The sequence below is a fragment of the Amycolatopsis sp. NPDC054798 genome, assembly GCF_053611505.1.
In genome coordinates this window covers 167,947-184,848 of record NZ_JBSHAM010000005.1, presented here as the reverse complement: position 1 = coordinate 184,848, position 16,902 = coordinate 167,947, and the positions used below count along the sequence as shown (strand labels likewise).

At 66.3% G+C, this 16,902-nt stretch carries 20 protein-coding genes; all 20 read right to left on the bottom strand.

Going from position 1 to position 16,902, the window contains the following annotated elements:
- Positions 1 to 161: 161 nt before the first annotated feature.
- The 20 genes from ACWGIC_RS05665 to ACWGIC_RS05570 all read right to left on the bottom strand — a co-directional run bounded on the left by ACWGIC_RS05665 (position 162) and on the right by ACWGIC_RS05570 (position 16,850).
- On the bottom strand, positions 162 to 1,055 hold the full coding sequence (locus ACWGIC_RS05665) for a DNA-processing protein DprA (RefSeq protein WP_452074714.1): 894 nt from the start codon (positions 1,053 to 1,055) through the stop codon (positions 162 to 164).
- Positions 1,056 to 1,140: 85 nt separating this feature from the next.
- On the bottom strand, positions 1,141 to 1,923 hold the full coding sequence (locus ACWGIC_RS05660; protein WP_452074713.1) for a phosphoadenosine phosphosulfate reductase domain-containing protein: 783 nt from the start codon (positions 1,921 to 1,923) through the stop codon (positions 1,141 to 1,143).
- A 6-nt stretch (positions 1,924 to 1,929) separates the two neighbouring features.
- A complete protein-coding gene (locus tag ACWGIC_RS05655) occupies positions 1,930 to 2,208 on the bottom strand; it encodes a hypothetical protein (protein ID WP_452074712.1) in 279 nt (92 codons plus the stop codon).
- Between the two features lie 183 nt (positions 2,209 to 2,391).
- Complete coding sequence (locus ACWGIC_RS05650; protein WP_452074711.1) at positions 2,392 to 2,736, bottom strand: hypothetical protein; 345 nt, start codon at positions 2,734 to 2,736, stop codon at positions 2,392 to 2,394.
- Positions 2,737 to 2,789: 53 nt separating this feature from the next.
- Positions 2,790 to 3,119 carry a hypothetical protein gene (locus ACWGIC_RS05645; protein ID WP_452074710.1) on the bottom strand — a complete coding sequence of 110 codons (330 nt, stop codon included), beginning with the start codon at positions 3,117 to 3,119 and terminating at the stop codon, positions 2,790 to 2,792.
- Between the two features lie 144 nt (positions 3,120 to 3,263).
- The gene (locus ACWGIC_RS05640; RefSeq protein WP_452074709.1) at positions 3,264 to 3,974 is read right to left on the bottom strand and encodes a hypothetical protein; all 711 of its coding nucleotides are present in this window, start codon (positions 3,972 to 3,974) and stop codon (positions 3,264 to 3,266) included.
- A 27-nt stretch (positions 3,975 to 4,001) separates the two neighbouring features.
- On the bottom strand, positions 4,002 to 4,565 hold the full coding sequence (locus tag ACWGIC_RS05635; RefSeq protein ID WP_452074708.1) for a hypothetical protein: 564 nt from the start codon (positions 4,563 to 4,565) through the stop codon (positions 4,002 to 4,004).
- 99 nt (positions 4,566 to 4,664) lie between these two features.
- Positions 4,665 to 5,717: a DUF3560 domain-containing protein gene (locus ACWGIC_RS05630; RefSeq protein WP_452074707.1), complete on the bottom strand. Its 1,053-nt coding sequence runs from the start codon at positions 5,715 to 5,717 to the stop codon at positions 4,665 to 4,667.
- Between the two features lie 75 nt (positions 5,718 to 5,792).
- On the bottom strand, positions 5,793 to 6,299 hold the full coding sequence (locus ACWGIC_RS05625; protein ID WP_452074706.1) for a hypothetical protein: 507 nt from the start codon (positions 6,297 to 6,299) through the stop codon (positions 5,793 to 5,795).
- Positions 6,300 to 6,495: 196 nt separating this feature from the next.
- Positions 6,496 to 7,344 carry a hypothetical protein gene (locus ACWGIC_RS05620; protein WP_452074705.1) on the bottom strand — a complete coding sequence of 283 codons (849 nt, stop codon included), beginning with the start codon at positions 7,342 to 7,344 and terminating at the stop codon, positions 6,496 to 6,498.
- Positions 7,345 to 7,502: 158 nt separating this feature from the next.
- Positions 7,503 to 8,507 (bottom strand): DUF932 domain-containing protein, encoded by a 1,005-nt coding sequence (locus tag ACWGIC_RS05615; RefSeq protein WP_452074704.1) that lies wholly within the window; start codon positions 8,505 to 8,507, stop codon positions 7,503 to 7,505.
- A 105-nt stretch (positions 8,508 to 8,612) separates the two neighbouring features.
- Positions 8,613 to 9,020, bottom strand: coding sequence for a hypothetical protein (locus ACWGIC_RS05610; protein ID WP_452074703.1), 408 nt, complete (start codon positions 9,018 to 9,020; stop codon positions 8,613 to 8,615).
- Positions 9,021 to 9,063: 43 nt separating this feature from the next.
- Entirely contained in the window at positions 9,064 to 9,828 is a 765-nt protein-coding gene (locus ACWGIC_RS05605) for a hypothetical protein (RefSeq protein WP_452074702.1), read from the bottom strand.
- 35 nt (positions 9,829 to 9,863) lie between these two features.
- On the bottom strand, positions 9,864 to 10,022 hold the full coding sequence (locus ACWGIC_RS05600) for a hypothetical protein (protein WP_452074701.1): 159 nt from the start codon (positions 10,020 to 10,022) through the stop codon (positions 9,864 to 9,866).
- Positions 10,023 to 11,673: 1,651 nt separating this feature from the next.
- Positions 11,674 to 14,832: a BTAD domain-containing putative transcriptional regulator gene (locus ACWGIC_RS05595; protein WP_452074700.1), complete on the bottom strand. Its 3,159-nt coding sequence runs from the start codon at positions 14,830 to 14,832 to the stop codon at positions 11,674 to 11,676.
- On the bottom strand, positions 14,829 to 15,242 hold the full coding sequence (locus tag ACWGIC_RS05590; RefSeq protein WP_452074699.1) for a hypothetical protein: 414 nt from the start codon (positions 15,240 to 15,242) through the stop codon (positions 14,829 to 14,831). Before ACWGIC_RS05590 ends, ACWGIC_RS05595 begins: the two co-directional genes overlap by 4 nt.
- Positions 15,239 to 15,691 (bottom strand): TadE/TadG family type IV pilus assembly protein, encoded by a 453-nt coding sequence (locus ACWGIC_RS05585; protein WP_452074698.1) that lies wholly within the window; start codon positions 15,689 to 15,691, stop codon positions 15,239 to 15,241. The genes ACWGIC_RS05590 and ACWGIC_RS05585 overlap by 4 nt, the downstream gene beginning before the upstream one ends.
- The gene (locus ACWGIC_RS05580; RefSeq protein WP_452074697.1) at positions 15,688 to 16,056 is read right to left on the bottom strand and encodes a TadE/TadG family type IV pilus assembly protein; all 369 of its coding nucleotides are present in this window, start codon (positions 16,054 to 16,056) and stop codon (positions 15,688 to 15,690) included. The genes ACWGIC_RS05585 and ACWGIC_RS05580 overlap by 4 nt, the downstream gene beginning before the upstream one ends.
- A gap of 95 nt (positions 16,057 to 16,151) precedes the next feature.
- Positions 16,152 to 16,577 carry a hypothetical protein gene (locus ACWGIC_RS05575; protein WP_452074696.1) on the bottom strand — a complete coding sequence of 142 codons (426 nt, stop codon included), beginning with the start codon at positions 16,575 to 16,577 and terminating at the stop codon, positions 16,152 to 16,154.
- Between the two features lie 18 nt (positions 16,578 to 16,595).
- Positions 16,596 to 16,850 carry a hypothetical protein gene (locus ACWGIC_RS05570; RefSeq protein ID WP_452074695.1) on the bottom strand — a complete coding sequence of 85 codons (255 nt, stop codon included), beginning with the start codon at positions 16,848 to 16,850 and terminating at the stop codon, positions 16,596 to 16,598.
- Positions 16,851 to 16,902 lie beyond the last annotated feature (52 nt).

Here is a 16,902-nt window from a genome sequence, read left to right as displayed (position 1 = left end):
GGGGTTTGGCGCTCCCTGGGGGTGTGCCCCCCCTAGTTTTCGCCCGTGTCTCCCCATCCAAACGTACACGACACCCCCGCGGGTCAGCTGGGTTGTGTGTCTCCCTTTTACACGGGTTAACCACACACCCCTGCTGGCCTGGTCCAACGGGTTCCGGCGAGTCATCGGAGTCCGCGGGTGGCGGCGACCTCGTCGGCGCAGGTGACGGCGGTCGCCATCCCGGTACGCAGCAGCTCGTTGGTCCCGGCGGACTTCGCCGAGGTGACCGGTCCCGGGACCGCGTAGACGCGGCGGCCGAGCCTCGACGCCGTACGCGCAACACCCAGGGCCGGGCTGCGTCGGCCGGCCTCGACGATCACGGTCGCCTCGCTCAACGCGGCAACCAGGCGTTGCCGTGCGTAGGCACGAGTGCGGCGAGGCTTCGTGCCGAGGGGGTACTCGGTGACCAGCACTCCGCCGGAGTCCATGATCTCCCGCAAGAGCGGACCGTGGTCGGCGGGATACTCGACATCGATCCCGCACGCCAGCACGACGAGGCACCGCCCGCGTCCGGAGGTGCTCAGGGCACCCTGCAGCGCGTGCGCTTCGACCCCGAACCCGGCGCAGTTGACAACGGCGATGTCCCGGTCGGCGATGCCTCGCCCGAGTTCCGCAGCGACGTACTCGCCATACGGGCTGGCAGCCAACGAGCCGACTACGGCCACCGGACCGGCAGTGAGAACTCCGAGCTGCGGGTCACCGCGCACCCACAGGCCCAGCGGTGCTCCCGTGCCGGAGGCGGCCAGGTCGTGGGCCGCCGCGTTCGGCCAGCCGTCGTCCTCGGGGGCGAGCAGCCTGGCATGCCCCGTCTCGAGTGCGGCGAGGTCGTCGCGTAGATCGGGCTCGGGGTGGACGACCTCGGCGAGCACCGCCGGGGGTGCACAACCGGCGCGGATCCGGTCGGCGGCCTCCACTGGGCCGTGAACTGCGGTGTAGGCGCCGACGGATTGCGTGGGTGGCTCAGTCGCGCGCATCAAGAAAAGTCGTGCGCGGACGATGTCATCGGATGCAGGCATGGCGAACCTCAATCGTTCTCAACGTTAGTGATACGAACAGCGGACTATCGGACCTCGGGAGGACCCCCAGAACAGGCACGGTCCACTAAGGATTTGCGGCCGTGATGATCTCCGCCATCGACATGTCGTTGCGGAACCGATGCCCGATCTCGTCCTCGATCCGGGCGTACTCGGCCGCAAGGTCTGGCCGAAGGCGGGCGGCGCGCAGGAGATCGGCGCGGCTCCCGAGAATGCACAGAGAGCACGACAACCGGGGCATTCCGGCGTCGTAAGCGGGGTGGTAGGGCACACCGCTAGCGCGAATATGTTGCCATACCTCCGTTTCGGTCCACTCGTGGATAGGCAGCCACGTGCTGACTTCGCGTCGGCCGTTGCTCGCGGCGTTATCCCGGCTCAGCTTCGCTTTCTTCAAACGTGCGCGAGACTCCTGGGAACGCAGGCCCATGCAGTTGAGCACCTGAGCGGGCCGGTTGATCGCGCCTAGCTCGTTGACTAACTGCGTGATGAGTTTCCTTGCTGGGCCGCGCTTCTGGTCAGAGGTGCAGTAGCGAGCTGTGGCCGACGGCCAGCGTCCGCGCTGGCGGACTTGGGTCAGCAGGTCTCCCTGCTCGCGGTGGCGCTCCTCGTATCGGACGCCGTAGTGCAGGGCTTGCCGCCTAGCGAGGTCCGCGGTTCCTGGCCATTCGACGCGTCCCAGCGCGCAGTGCAGGACCGTGATCCGGTCCAGAACTCCCGCGTCAGCCGCGCGGTGGCAGACGACGTCGAGCATCGCCTGGGAATCCTTGCCGCCACTGGAATTCACCAGAATGATGTCGTAGCGGGCCAGGTCCGGGTCATCCGTCTTTTCGTGGCAGTCGTGGTGGCCCATGTGCGCTCACCCGACGATCTCGATGCTGTCGAGGCGGCGCACGTGCTCGACCTCGTCGTCCTCCACAGAACACATCGCGTCGTAGAGAACAGCCGGGTTCTTCTGCAGCAGGTCCCGCAGCTCTTCGATCGTCGCGCTCACTGCGAGCTGCTGGCGGGCGCGGTCCGTGTCTTGGTGTACGGCTGACGGATCGGGCGTGAAGACGGCGCGGGCTTCGCTCACCGTGAGTGTCATCGCGAACTTCTGCATGAATGTCCACGAGATATGGAATTCTTGGGCGCTCATAAGGATCTCCAATCAGGACAGCGGGCCTGTGGGGACGACGTCGGATGCCGTCCCCACAGGCGGATTTGTTTGTCACTCATGTGGCCGAGAGCGACGTGCGACCGACGGGCCAGGATGCGGGTGGTGGTTCTTGCGCAGGATGCTGGCGGGCTTCTCGGTCGGCCGCGAAGCCGGCCCGGCCCACTACTCGTTGCTATCCAGCCGGAGCAGTTCGGCCAGGGCCTGCGGCGCCTTCTGTGGAGGCGGCGAGGGCAGGGCTGACGCGGTCGCCGATGATTCGGAGGCTTCGAGGGCTTCCAGCTTCCGTCGCACGGCCGTGAGCGACTTGTACGGGTGGCCCGTGGCCCCATGGTCCTGGGCCGCCTGACTCTGCAAGTAGGAAACCATGATCGCGGCCTCCTCCGCGCTCATCTCGAAGACGGCAGTGGTCGCGGTCAGCCGGACTTTCGCCGCCTGCTCGCTGCTCATCGTTTCCCTGAGCGCCCGAACATTATCGTTGGTGAGTTTGGTCAGTTTCACATCCGTCATTGCTGTTTCCTTTCCCTTCTTCCGTTCCCGCCGGGCCTGTTGCTGATCGGCGGCTATCGATCGGGGCCGATCTCGGCCAGGTAGTCGTCCCGGCCGTCGCTGATGGCAGCGGTGAGGTCGATGTCGAGGGCGTCGGCAAGGTGGTGCAGGTCTGCGAAGAAGTCGCCCATGAGGGCGTGGAAGGTCTCGTAGCCGCCACCGACCTGCGCGGCATAGGCGTTAATGGCCGTTGCCGCGAATCCGGCCTTGCGGGTGTTGTCGTGAACGATGTCGTCCTGGTTGGCGGTGTCGCGGGGCTCACCGTCACCCGCGAACATCGCCGGGTCTAGTTCGTCGATAGCGACAGGCCCGAGTGGACGTACGCGATTTGACTTGGCATGCATGGCTTTCCTTTGCTTCCGGTGTCGTTCGATCTGTCATCTACGCGGCACAGCCGCGCGGTTGAAAAGGCGGAGGGAGCCGTCAGGGACGGCCCCCTCCTGCCCGCGATGGCCGGGCCCCGGCATCGCGGTCGGCTACCGGCCCGGTCAGTCCGCGCGCTCCCACTCGAAGGTGGCTCCGATCGAGTAGCGGCCGTCCTCGGCGGCGGTGATCCGGGCAGGCAGGTATCCGTCCTCGCCGATGGCCTGGTGGTCGACCATGACGATCGTGTCGCCCTCCCAGTAGGCGAGGTCAGATCCCTCCGGGTACTTGCGGGCGGTGTCGCTGATCCAGGCGACGACCACCTCGGCTACGGTGCGCCGGAAACGCGGGCATCCGGCCCTGCTCCACCCGTGATTCTCCGAGGCGAGCGCGGGAAAGACGGGGTCCGTACCGTCGATGTTGATCGTGACCAGGATTTCGCCGTCCTCGGGCACGAGCCGGGCGGAGTCGGCCAGCAGACCGGCATCAGCCTGCGGATCGGCTGGCGGAGCGGTGAGTTCCCAGCACCACCCGCGATAGCCGATCGCGTAGCGGTCGTTCTCGTCCGGCTCGATCCGATCCGGCCTGTGCTCCTCGGTTTCGAGGACAGTCAGCACATCGCCGTCGAAGGTGGCTGTGTCGGGCCATTCGTCGGGATCGTGGTCGTGCATCGTGTTGAGCCACAAGGCAATGGCCTCGGCGACAGTGCGCCGGAACCGGGGCACAGCGAATCCGTTCCAACGCTCGTCTTCGATGGTTGCTGGGAAAACCTGTGTGGTGTCGGCGAGTGCGACGTACACCTCTCCGTCTGTCGCGGTGAGATTCGGTGTGGACATGGCAGATCCTTTCCTTGCACAAAGGGGTTATCGGGTGGAGGTGATCGGCTGGGTGGTCCAGGCATAGAGATCGCGCGCCATACGGTCGTGCTGGCGGCAGTAGAGGGTGTGCGGTGCGCTGCTGGCCTGCCGGGTTGCGCGCCGGTGGCAGTAGCGCGGCGGGCGACCGTCGCCGAATTCGGTTTGCCAGGCGCACACCCGGAGGCGGCGGAGGAAGACCACGAGGCCCGGTCCACCGTTGACGCCGAACCATCTGCCGCCGTCGCCGTCGGTGGCGTGCCAGGTGAAGCGGGTCCAGCGGTGCCCGGTGGGCGTGGTGGCTCGTTCGCCAGCCTGGTGCCGGTCGGCCGGGTCGATGGTGGCGAGATGCCCGCCTGACCAGGTCGTGAGCGTGGCGCTGTCGCAGGCGACGTAGGCGGCGAAGCGGGTCGCGTGGTTGAGGGCGTCGCGCTGTCGTTCGTCGGCGCACGCGTAGCAGATGGTCGCGCCGGTAGCGGGGTCGGTCGCGAATCCGGTGCCGATTCCGTCGGGCACCGGATTGTGTCCGCAGTTGAGTCGAGTGGCCGGGGTTACGATGGTCGAGGTGTTCATGGCGATTTCCCTTACTATTGGGAATGAAATGATTAGATGCGCGCCTGCGTGCGCGGTGGCCCATATTTCGTGGATGGGTCGGGTTTCGGAGTACGTGCATCAGTTGATCCGGTCGGTGCCGGGTGCCTCGTACGCCTCGACGACTTCCGGCGGCATTTGCTCAGTGGTGCGGTGGCCGCGCAGCTTGTGCCAGGCGACGGTCCAGGTGGCCTCTTTCTCTCCCGGCCGTGGCGGTGGAAAGACCGGGTTCGGCACGGTGACCGACTTCTTGTTGACCCGCCGTACCCGCATCCACATGCTGTTGTAGAGCACCCAGTCGCCCTTGCTCACGGTGTCCGGACCCAGCGTGGACGCCTTGCCCTCGGCCTGGAGCTGGGTGTAGATGCCCTTCCAGTAGTCGATTTGCTCGGTGAGGGCGGTGATTTCGCGCCGCAGGTAGACCGCGCGCTCCTCGCCGGGGTGCTGGATTCCCCAGCGGTGCCGCGGGTGGCCGTGCTCGTCGGTCTCGGTCACCCAGCCCGGTTCGCCGTCGAGTTCGCGCTGAAGACGCCGACGGTCGGCTTCCTGCTTCTCGATCCGATTGGCCACGGTGACCGGGTTGTGGCGGGCACCCATGTGGTGCGACGCGGTCTCGGCGCGGCGCGCCAGCTCGTCGGCGTACTCACCCTGCTTGATGGATTTGCCGAGGTTGTTCCACGCGCGCTCGCGACGGTTGCGGTCGGCCTTGTAGCTGTAGTGGTCGACCAGCAGTGGCTGGCCCATCGGGATGTTGTGGAACACGTAGTCGGCTTTCGCCCGCGTGGCGTTGGCCTTGGCCTGATGCTTCCCCGAGCGCTCGGTGAGCCGGTCGACCCGGTCGTCCATCCGGTCGGCGAGATCGGTTTCCTGCTGCTCGACGCTGGGCATCGTGTCGTCGATGTCGCGCTCGACGGTGTAGCCCGCTTCAGTGAGCACGCGCTCGATCTCGGCGAGGGCGTACGGCTTGGACTGGCGATGCCGAGAGGATCGCAACAGCCACGCCGTGGCGTAGCGAGACCAGGTCCACGACGGATGGGCTTTCAGCGCCAAGTGCGCGGGACTGTTACGAGTGGTTCCCTCGACGGTGGTGCCGGATTCGTAGTCGTGGTGGATTGTCAGAGTTCCCAAGGACATGGCGATGCGCCTCCTTCGCTTCGTTTCGCCTGTGGTGCGGGCCGTCCTGTTCAGGCCGCCGGAATCCCGGGCGGGTCAGTGGTCCTGGTCCCAACCCATGCGGGCGGCCCATGCGGCGAGTGCGCGCGCGGCCTCGTGCGGTGTGCCGTAGGTGGGTTCCTCGGCAGCGGGAAGGTCGGGCCGGATGCTGCCGCCCGTGAGGTCGCGGGCGGTGTAGCGCTCGCGGCCCCCTTCGGTGATGCGGCGAACGGTGCCGATTCCGAGTCCGTTGACCGTGATCGGCCATGCGTGGGCGAAGGCGAACCGCTCACGCTCGGGGGCGGTGGCGCGGTGGCGTTCGGGCCAGCGGTACGCGGCCCACCAGTTGGTGACCGTGACGTCAATGACGCGGTCTCCTGCGTCGACGATGGCGCTCACGAGGTCCCGTGCGGCGGTGGCGCCGATCAGGTCGGCCACCCGGGCGTACGCGTCACGGGCCGTGGTGAGTCGCGTGAGGATCGGTGCCGCTTCGCTGCGGAGGGTGTCCGCGTCCATCTCGCCGATCGCATCGGTACGGGCGTCGTAGGCGTCGCGGTCGGTCATCCCGGGTGTCCAGCGCGGGGCCAGCGCGTTGATGCAATCGAGGCACGAGAAACACCGGAAGAGACGCGGCCGTGAAAGTGCAATGGAGACTCCAGTAGCGATGTTTTCGCACCCCGGCGTCCCACACTCGCCGCTTATCATGCCTTTGCTCATGATTCTTCTGTCCTTTCTGGATTGAACCTGGTGGGCTGGGTGGTCAGGACCATTCGCTCCACCAGCTGCGGACCTCGGAGGGCTCGGTGTCGTAGCACTCGGTGATGACCTGGTCCAGGTCAGCGCTGGGGTTGTCGAGGCGGGTGAGCGCGGCGTTCACGACGAGATTGATCAGGTCGTCGTCACGGTCGCTCGTCGTCACTTCGTCGATCACGAGGTCGGCACCGTCGTTGACGGCACGGGAAACCTGGTCGCGAGTGAAGTGCGGCATCCCCGACTCCGTTGGTGTCTCTACCCTCTCCGGTTCGGAAACGGTCGGCTGGTCGGTGTGTGGGAACGTCGCAAGGAACGCGGCGACCTTGGCGGCATCGTCCGGCGCGACCGAGAAGGCAAACGCCACGTGCCTCCTGTTGCGGGGCACCGTGACGGTGCCGGCCAGCGGCCCCTGGTAGCGCACGATGGCTTCCTGCGGGTCGTGGCCGAGCGGGCTGGGGCCGGGCGTTTGGACGGTCGCGCCGAGCGGGTCCGCGATGGCGTGCGCGAGCTGGTCGCGCTCGGCGGCCTGGTCATCGATTCGTTGTTTCAGCTCGCGGGTTTCCGCGAGGGTGACCCGGTAGCCGGGCAGGAGCCGCCGGGCAGTCTCGGCGGCGACGGTTTCCGGTGTCTTGGCCGGGGAAACCGTGATTTCGTGTGATGGCACCGGGTTTCCGTGGCGGTGCCGGATAGTCGCCAGTTTGGCCGGGAGGCTGGCGGACAGCCTGAGCCGTGGTGTCTTCTCCCAGTCGGAGTAGCACACGTGAAGCACTTCACCATCTGGGCCGATGATGTATCGGTCGCGGTGACCGTGGTGGCCAGGTTCGACCGTCCATGTCCCGTCGAGCGCTTCCGCCATCGCTGCCGCGAATGCCTGCATGTCCATGGGGTGTTTCCTTCCTATGTCGAGGTTTGTGGTGCGCCGGAATTGGTTCGGGCACCGGTTGTGGCCATCTCGCGGCCACGGCACCCGCGCGGCGCATGGCCGCGCGGGCACCGAAGCGGCGACGGTCCTTTTCAGACCGAGGCCAGCACCTTGCCGAGCGTCGTCACGGTTTCCTGGTCGAGTGCGTCGGCTTTTCCGTCCACCGCGCGCGACATGTTGCGTTCGGCGCGGGAGGCGTTGCGCACGATCGCTTCGTGGTGGGTGTAGGTGTTGATGGCCTGCACCACTCCCCACGCGGTACCGCGCCACGGGCTGACGCGGTTGTCGGTGTTCCACAACCGGTTGAGCGCTGCCCGTTCGTTCGTCGCGGTGGTGCGGGCGCGTCCCTTCTCCTCGGGCACCGGGGTGTGTGCGTCCAGGAAGGCGCGCCATGCCTGGTCGGTCACGGTCGTTTCGCACAGGGCCTTGACCTCGGCGGCGAATTCCTCGGCCACGGTGTGGACCATCGCGAGCGCGTCGCGGGCCTCCACAATGCGGAACTTGCCGTTCTTGGAGTGCTTGACCTTGAACTGCTGGCCATACTCGCGGAGCCCGGCCGACATCGTGTTGTCGCACACCACGTTGGTCACGGTGCGCTTGTAGGTGGTGGCGAGACTGCCGTCGTGACTGGTGCAGGCGACCAGGTTCGGCCGGAACTCCACACCTTCCGGCGTGGTGATGTTCTCGGGCACTTCCACGCTCACCCATGCCTGTCGGCGGTCGCGCAGCAGGCCCGCGGAACCGATCGACAGACCGTCATCCAGGATCGTGCCGACCTTGTCCAGTAGCCATTCCTGGTACTGGTGCACGGTGTACCCGTCGGCGAAGATCCCGAGGACATCCCCGGTATCCGAGGTGGTGATGGCCTGCTTGTTGGGCACGCGGCGCAGACCGAACTTGCCCGCCACAAGCACCGGTTCCGGTTCGGCGGTCCAGTGGAACAGGCGGCGCTGCACGTCGGCGACCGGGATAGCTCCGGGGTAATGGTTCGGCTCGCTGCCCTGCGCGGAAGCCCGGTAGTGCCACGCGTGCCCGCGCTTGTCGGTGAACCCGATCAGAACATTGTTGTTGAGCCATTCGCTGGTTTCTTTGGACATGACGAACCCACTTTCGTTATCGGAGGTGATACGGGAAACCGGTTATGCGGTCACGGCGTCCGCACGCAAACGCGCGCGGCACCGAAACGACACAACACGGTGTGCCTAGTCGCCGTAGTGAGACTTCATGGTTTCTTCCGCTTGATTCAGTACGGCGCGTTGCGTAAGCCATCGTTCGGCATCGGTGAAATGCCGATGCCATACCTCGGTTTCGTCCGGTTCGACCGAACAGAACGCCAACCCGCGCCATAATCCGCGCCACCGGAGAACAACCCGTATGTGTCCGTATTCGGTGGCGTAGGCAAATATGGATTCGTCGCCGGATTGTTCGTGACTACGGGGGCCTGATTCGGCGAGATAACGAACAACCAGGCTCACCATAACTTCGTGGTCGGCCCCGAGGATGGACAGCGCTTGATAAGCGCGCCGGACTCCGTACAGGTCTGCATAGTCGCTAAAGATCACATACTGCCGGTCCCGCTCGTTTCCGGCGGGTTGATTGTTGGTATTCACGGGCGCGTCTCCCTCGATTGTTGTTGCGCGGTTGACTTGTTCACTACGCCACGTTTTTGCCGTAGGGGTGAACAATGGGGTAGCAGTGTTCACAACCGCGCAGGGTTTCGCGGACGTCGGACATGGTCACGGTGTGGTTACCGTGCCGGTATCCGTCGACCATGACGGAAATGCATTCGCAGTCGTCTTCTGCGTAGTATTCGGCGCAGTCGTAATGCAGCGGCTCATCAAACGTTGTCGCGAGCCACTTGTCGCATTCAGCGCATTCCCGGTAGCCCAGATTGGACATGACGTGGTCGATATCCCAACCGTGACAGTCGGTGCACAAGCCCTGCCCGTCATCGCTCAGCGCGGACACAACGTCGGCCGCGACGTCTTCCGGAACATCGTAGGAATCGACCAGCACCCGCGCGGCATTCTCCGATTCCCGTTCCGACAGGTCTTCGTCGTCGAGCAGCGGGTATCCGGCGAGAGCGGCACCGATACGCTCGGCGGCCTCACAGGCGGCAGAATCGCCGTAATCGTAGGCAAGAAGACCGTTCCACTCGGCCGCTTTACCTGGTGCGGCCTCCTCCATGAGCCGCATTGCCGCTTGCCCATTGGACACGTCCGCCAAATGGGCGCACTGGTGCCCGGTGAGGTAGTCGCCAGGAATCGGCAGCGGATCACCACCCGATCCGAGCACGAATCCGAAACCGGACCAGTCATTATCTCGGGCGCAGTCTTCGCCGTCCCATGCCCCGTAGCGGAAATTCTGCCTGAAGTACAGGTGTGCATCGTCGGACAGGGAAATTTCAACGTTGTTCATGATCGACACTCCCAGCGGGTTCGGATGAGTACGTATTACAGGCCGCATGCGGCAAAGAAACGGTCACGGTTGAATCGGGGGTTGACCGATTTGAAGTACGCGCACAAGGCGTCGGCGAGCGCTTTTCGTTCATCGTCGGCGGCAACTTCGCGACGTACGGAATCCGCAATCTCTTTGAAGTCCTTACGAGTCATGGCAGATTCTCCAATCTTGTTGTAGTTGCATATATTCGGCGGTTCAAGCCAGTTGCGAACTGGTACGGGCCGAAATGTGGGCACATCAGGTGCGAGTCATGCAAAGGGGATCATCTTCTATGTCCGTGCAATGCGGAATCGCAAGCGATAGCGCCCGGTTGGCCGGTAGCGCATTCCCTGAACCTCCCCAAGGGGAAGCCGTTATGTCTAGTGCACAACGCAGGGAACCATGCCCGTTAAGACATAGCGTGCTATGAATGACAGAAGCGCAACGCGCTTGAGAGAGTGTCGTTCAATGTCGGCAACCGCTTTACACAATCCGGACGCCCACACGTTGTGACGTTTTTCGGTGCTAGACCACCATTTAGTTATCTTGGGGACACACCTCTGGCAGGCATGCCTTTTATGCGCGCTACTCCGCTCTATAGCAAGGGATTCACATAACGGGGCTGCAAGCGCAGTTACTACGCATCTCAGACTAGAAATGCGCGTTTGGCTACGCGTCGTTCCCCACTACTGCCCTGCACGGTTTCGCTGCTGTCCGCGCGGCCCAAGCCGCTGCCCGCGCTATGCGGGTCTTATGGTTCGTAACGACCAAACCTTTAAGGAAAAGAAAGGAAGGAGGTCGCTCGCGGGACGCCGTGTCCCGGTCCTCACGCCCTTCTCTGTCTCACCCCTTCCGGCCTGTCTCGGTTACATGTCTAGGTTGACACACTGCCTAGACACTTTCAAGCTTCAGCCGGGTTCCGTTATCTCGCCGTTACCTTCGGCGTCGACCTCGCTGCTCAGAGCCGGTCAGGCCCTTGAGCTGGGAAGACGCAGAGGAAGAGAAGACCCGCACAGCGGCAGCCAGCGCCCGCGCCCACGACCCGCACAGCGGCAGCCAGCGCCCGCGCCCACGACCCGCACAGCGGCAGCCAGCGCCCGCGCCCACGACCCGCACAGCTTGGATTCAGTACGAATTTCTCTTTGGATATCTTGCGGTTTCCGAGTCGCACCACTTGCGGCCACGCCGTTAATATGGTTGTCAACATCTATGAGTCAGGTTTCTGTATCGTTAGGTTTTATCTTGCGCGCAAGGAAAAGGCAGAAAGAGCCATGCGACCACTTAGGATTAAAAAAGAAGAATGGAAGGAAAGCTGTGGAGAAGGAAAATAAAGAAGAAGCTGGCTACAGCAGAACGGGACTTGCGGACCGAAGGCAGTGCGAGCATCAGATAGCCAACACACCACCCAAGCCGACTGTTCACGTGCCTGCCGGCACCGAAGTCGGGGGACACGGAGGAAGGGGTTGCCCAGCGTTGGCCTGCAACAAGGCTTTGACGCGCCCCTTCCTCTCTAGTGGGAGTCCGGAAAGGAAGACGGAAAGGAAGGTGGAGAGGAAGGTGGACGGGCGAGAGGCCTACGGGCTCGCCGCCGACTCCGTGCCGGTTGTACACGCGGCAGAGTACTGGCCTCGGGTCGCGCTGCGGATCGCCTCCGCGGCTGCCGCCGCTGCTTCCCCGAATCACACGAACAAGCTCGCATCACAGCGTTCAAAGTATCCGCGATGAATCAGCCCAGTATAACGAGGTTGGCTCGTGTTGGACAGCCGACAACTGGTGGGTCGCAATAAAATCGAGGCTATTTCCTGCGTGAGGTGCTGGGTTCGTTTAGCTGGCTTGCCGGTTGGATACCTGATTTCTCGGCTGCTGTAGGGCGTCTGCGAGGCTGAGAGTGCTTGGGGCGGGGCGTTGGTCGAGGTCGGCCAGCGATGTGGTGAGCAGGTGCAGGGTGCGTGGGATGCTGTCGTGCTGGCCGAGTCGCGCTTGGACGCGCATGAGGTCGCGGTAGATCGCCTCGTTGTAGGGGTCAAGGTGGCGGGCTTGTTCCAACAGGGCGAGCGCCTGTTCGGGGGTGTCGGTTCTGATCTTGCGGATCAGGGTGCTGAGCGCGTCGAGGACGTCGCGCCGGAGTGCTTCGCGGGGCCCGTCGATCCAGTCCGCGGTGATGCCTTCGGCGAGGTCTCCGCGGTACAACTCGGTGACGCGGTTCGACGCCGCGACGGCCTCTGCTGCCGAGGCCTGGCGGCTGGCGGTGATGGCGTCCTGGAGCCGCCAAAGGTCGGCGGTCAGGATCGTCTGGTCGAGCCGGTAGTGGCTGTCCTGGTTGACGATGATGTCGAGGGTGTCGTCGTTGCCTGCCCGGCGAAGGCCGCGGCGCAGCTGGGACAGGGTCGCGTGGAAGCTGTTGTAGGGACGTTCGCCGGGAGCATCCGGCCAGAGCGCGGCACTGAGGGTTTCGCGTCGGCACCCGTCACGGTGCAGTGCCAGGTAGACCAGGATCTCGCGTTGCCGCGGAGCGAGAACGTCGATGAGGTCACGGGGCTCGGGGTTCGCTCTGGTCAGGTGCAGCCGGCCGAGCACCTGCAGGTGCAGCGGCGGGACCGGGGCTGGTTCTGTGGCCGGGCGTAGCGCGGTCGTTGCGTTGTCGTCGCGTCGGGCGGCCGACGGGCGCGGGTGATTGCTGACCTCCGGCGGGGATGGCTCGGTCGTTTCTGATCCAGCCGGTCCGGACGGTCCGGTCGTCGGGTTCTCGCCGCGGTTGTCGCTTGCGGTCTCCGTCGGTGCGGTCACGGCTGCGGCGTTGGGTACCGTAGCGAACTCGTACTCGAAGACGGGTGGCTCGGGACTCGCCGTCGTGCTCTCGGCCCCGCTTTGCCGCTGTGTGCCCGGTTCCACGGCACTGCTGGCGACGGTGCGGTCTCGGATCGGGTCGTTGCGGCCGGGCTCGGCCTCGTGCAGGAGTGCGAGCAGGTCACGGGCGTCAGCGTCCGGCAATGTGAACAGTCGGGCGCGGGCCAAGTCGTCGCTCAGGGTGGGGCTGGTCGCTTCGACGGTGCCGTCGTCGCGCACGCGCACGGTGCCGCCGGGGTGCCAGGGGCCGAGGAACACTCCAGCCAAACCGAGGTGCGCGCCGTTGTCGAGGACCGCCTGCGCGCGCCGGTTCGTGTCCGCGGTTGGCGTGGCCACCACCACGGCAGGTCCGGTGTCGCCGCGCGAAAACGCTGTGTTCGCTGGTGAGTCGTCCCGCGCGAGGTCACCGGTGTCGGTGCGGGCGACCAGCTCGGCCTCCAACGTCGCCAGCGCCGCGGGCAGGTCGTCGACGACGAGGAGCCGGTCCGGGACGGGATCCGGCAGGTCGTGTCCGAAGAGCACGCGGGCATCGTCGGCGGGCATCACGATCATGGCGTCGAGGCCGTCGCTGGTGGCCTGCGCGAGCAGGGTCATGATCAAGGCCCGTGCGGCGGGGTAGGCACCGGGACCGGTGAGTCCCAGTCCCCGCGTGCTGGCGAGGTCGAGCGCGATGGCGTGCCCGTCGCGTACGCCGAGCGAGGTGTTCTGGGGTGCCGGGAGCACAGCACGGACCGTGGCCTGGGCTCGGTCGCGGGCGTGGATGTCGACCGGTCGTGGATGTCCAGGTGGTGCGGGCGCAGCGGCCGGGTTGTCGTCGGCCGGCTGGGGCGCGGCGGTGTCGTGGGCGATGCGCAGTGCGCGGACGACCGGGAGGCCGGCAGGGTCAGCGTCGTCGCGTGCGCCGGGGTGGTACCAGCGGCGGCGCCGGAGTCGGACGGTGATCACCGCGAGGGTGATCAGGGCAGCCAGTCCGAGGCCGACGAACGCACCGGTCGGCAGTGCGATACCGGTTCCGGGCTGTGCCTTGGGCATGTCCGGCTGTTCTCCTCGAGGTGCGTGCGGCGGGGCGGGCTGCTCGGCGGAGGTAGCCGGGCCTTCTGGGGCGGGCGCGGGTGTCGGGCTGTTCGGTGGCGTCGCGGGCTGCTCTGGTGGCTGCACGGGTGGTGGTGCCGTCTGAGCGGGAAGGACGAGGTGCCAGCCGGGCAGGATCTGGTCGCGGTGCCGCAGCGCGCGGCCGTCAGGTTGGGTGCGGCCGGCGTTGAGGTCAAAGATCGCGGGCCAGGCATCCGGGTCGCCGAGTTCGCGTTCCGCGATGGCCGAGAGCGTGTCGGTGGGTTCGACGGTGACGGTGCGCCCGCTCGCTGTGGTGATGTCCGAGGGATGAGGCAAGGCGACGGCGTCCGGTGGCAACAGCAGCGTCCATCCCGGTTCCAGGTCTCCGGGGCTGTCGGCGAGCAGGGCGGGGTTGAGCCGCACGATCTCGTGGTAGCGGGTGCCACGGCCGAGGTGGCGTTCGGCCAAGTCCCACAAGGTGTCGCCGTGCACCACCGTGTAGGGCACGGCGTCGTCCGTTCCCGCCGCCGCGGGAGACGGCGTGGTCGGGGTGCCGACGGTCTCCGCAGTCTGGTCGGTCGCGGTGTCCGTTGCGGAGACCCGGGCTGCCGTGACGGGGTGTTCGTGGGGCCATGGCGGCGCGGTGGCCGCAACCGGTGTTGCCGGGGCTGTCGATGCCCCTGCGGTACTGGCGGAGGTGGCCACGAGAACGGCGGCCACCAGTCCGGCGATCCATCGGCCACGCGGCACCCGGCGCAGCAGACCGCGGGCGGTACGGACACCGTGCCCCGTCTGGCGAATCAACTCGACCACGACGGAGAGAGTCAGCAAGAACCAGCCGGCCCACGCCACCGCCACGACCAGCCAGATCACGAGGTCGCCGGTCAGCCACGCCCACCGCAGTGTGTTCCAGATCCGTTCGGGCCATTGGCCGATCGGAGCCGGGTCGGGCCAATGGTCGGGAAGCAGGCGGGCGGGGTCGGCGCCGAGCGCGAGGAGTCCGCACGGTATCCCGGCAATGAAGGCGAGCAAGGCCAGCGCGGCGAGTGCCCCGCGAATCCGCTGTGCTGGTGCGGTGGTCATGGCAGGTCGCCGGTCCGGGTGCCGACGCCGAGTTCGGCCAACGCGGTGCCCGTGGCCTCGGCGGTACCGCCAAGCAACCCGATGGGAGTGGGCTCGGCGACGGTGACGGTCACGCGGACCGCGCGCGGTCCGGCGACGCTGACCTGACCGGGATACCCGGCACGGGCGAGGTAGTCGGCGGCGGTGCGCGCTGCGGTCGTCGTGTCGATGCTGACCGCGGGGCTGCGGGTGTCCACCGCGGTGTTGGCCGCGCGTGCGGCTTCGGCAGCCAGCGCGTCGGCGCGGGCGATGACGCGCAGCCGCGCAGAGCCATCCACCACCAAGGCGAAGACGAGCAGCAGCGCGGGCACCAGGACGGCAACTATCACGCTGACCGAACCCGTGTCCCGCGGCGTTGTCCGGGGCGTCATGGGATGCCTCGGTAGGGGTCGGTGGGGCTGGTGAAGGTGCTCGTAATCGTGTCCGTGCCGCCGGGGACCGGAAGTGCGAGATCGCTCAGCGCGACCTGACAGGTCAGGCTTGCCCGGACCTGTCCGGCACGGCCGACCGCGATCTGGCTGGCGTCGACCGACACGCTGGAGGTTTGACACGTCAGGCCCTCGCGGTCGAGCCGTTCACGGGCGACGCGGGCTCCGGCCTGTTGTGCCGCGTCGGGGCTGCGCGCGATCGAAGCAGCTCGCGCTGCTGCGGCGGCGGCGTTGTCCACCGCTTGCTGTGCCGAGCTGACCCGGGCACCGGCAATGATCAGCAGCCCGACGAAGAGCACAGCAGGCACTAGAACCGCGGCTTCGACGCTGACTGAACCCGTGTCACTCCAGCAGCGCGACCACCCATGGCGTGTCCGGCTTCGGGACCTCATGGGCCGTCTCCAGCCGCCAGCGCGGGCACGGTAAAGCGCTCTTTCACCGCGTGCGCGGATGCGGCGACGCGGATGTCCAGGCCTGGGATGGGTACCAACCGGATGGCGGTGCCCGACACCTCCACTTGCACGGTGTCCGCGGTGACGGTGGCGTGGATCTCGGGGGCGGTGAGGACGCCGCGGCCGGCGCGGGTGGCGAACGAGCGCGCGGCCTCGGCCGCTGTGGCGGTTGTGCCACCGACCGGACGTCCAGCCTCCACTCCGGCCTGGGCGGCTTGCGCGGCGACGGCATGGGCGTGCCACCACAAGCCGCCCTGCACTGCCGAGAGGATCAACACCAGGGCAATGGGAAACAGAATGGCCAAGCCGACGGACTCTGCTCCGCGGTCGCGGATCTGAGCTGTGCCGGTGCTTTTCGTCGCCTGTGGGTGTCCCCGGTAGCTGAGCCCGCTGGTACGCATCACTGGGCCGCCGAGCTACTTGCCGCCAGTGTGTCCGCGGTGGGTGGTGGAGCCGCAGCGAGGGGACGTGGCGTGGGCACCGTCTTCGCGGTGGTGGTTTTCGGCGGCTGCGTGGTTTTCTTCGCGCGGGAGCCGCTACTGGCGGGCTTCTTTCGCTTCGCAGGCGCCGGTTTGCCCGCATCGAGCCAGCGGGCGAGGTCGGTGACAGGCACTTCGGTGAACTGGGCTAGCTCGTCAATATCGATGACGTCGCTGGATTCGGCGAGGACCTCGCCGAGTTCGCGTTCGACGTCGTTCAGCTGGGCAGCGATCTCGGCGTGACGCGTGGCGAGATCGCCGATTCGTTGTGCCGCAGCGGATCGCTTGGCGCTGCGGGGTGCGTCGGCCTCTGCGACACGACGTTCGATCTCCTCGCTGGTGGGCATTGCGGCTCCTTCGTCTCGTCACTTGATCTGGCCTTGGAACTGCTGCACCACGGCGCGGATCGCGACTCCGAGTCCGATGGCCACAGCGAGCCCGATGGCCACCAGGACGGCCTTCTCCACGCTTTCCGATCCGCGATCACCGGTGGTGCGCACACGCTCCCAGCGGGCCGTGACGGTGACGAACAACAGCATCACTGCGCCGCCGAGACTCAGCGCGAGCTGTGCAAGGCGACGCCGCGCCGTGGTGAGGTAATGTTCCAGGATCTCGGTCATGGATGTTCAACTCCTTGGTGTGCAACGTTTTTAGGCGATCGTCTCTGGCTGC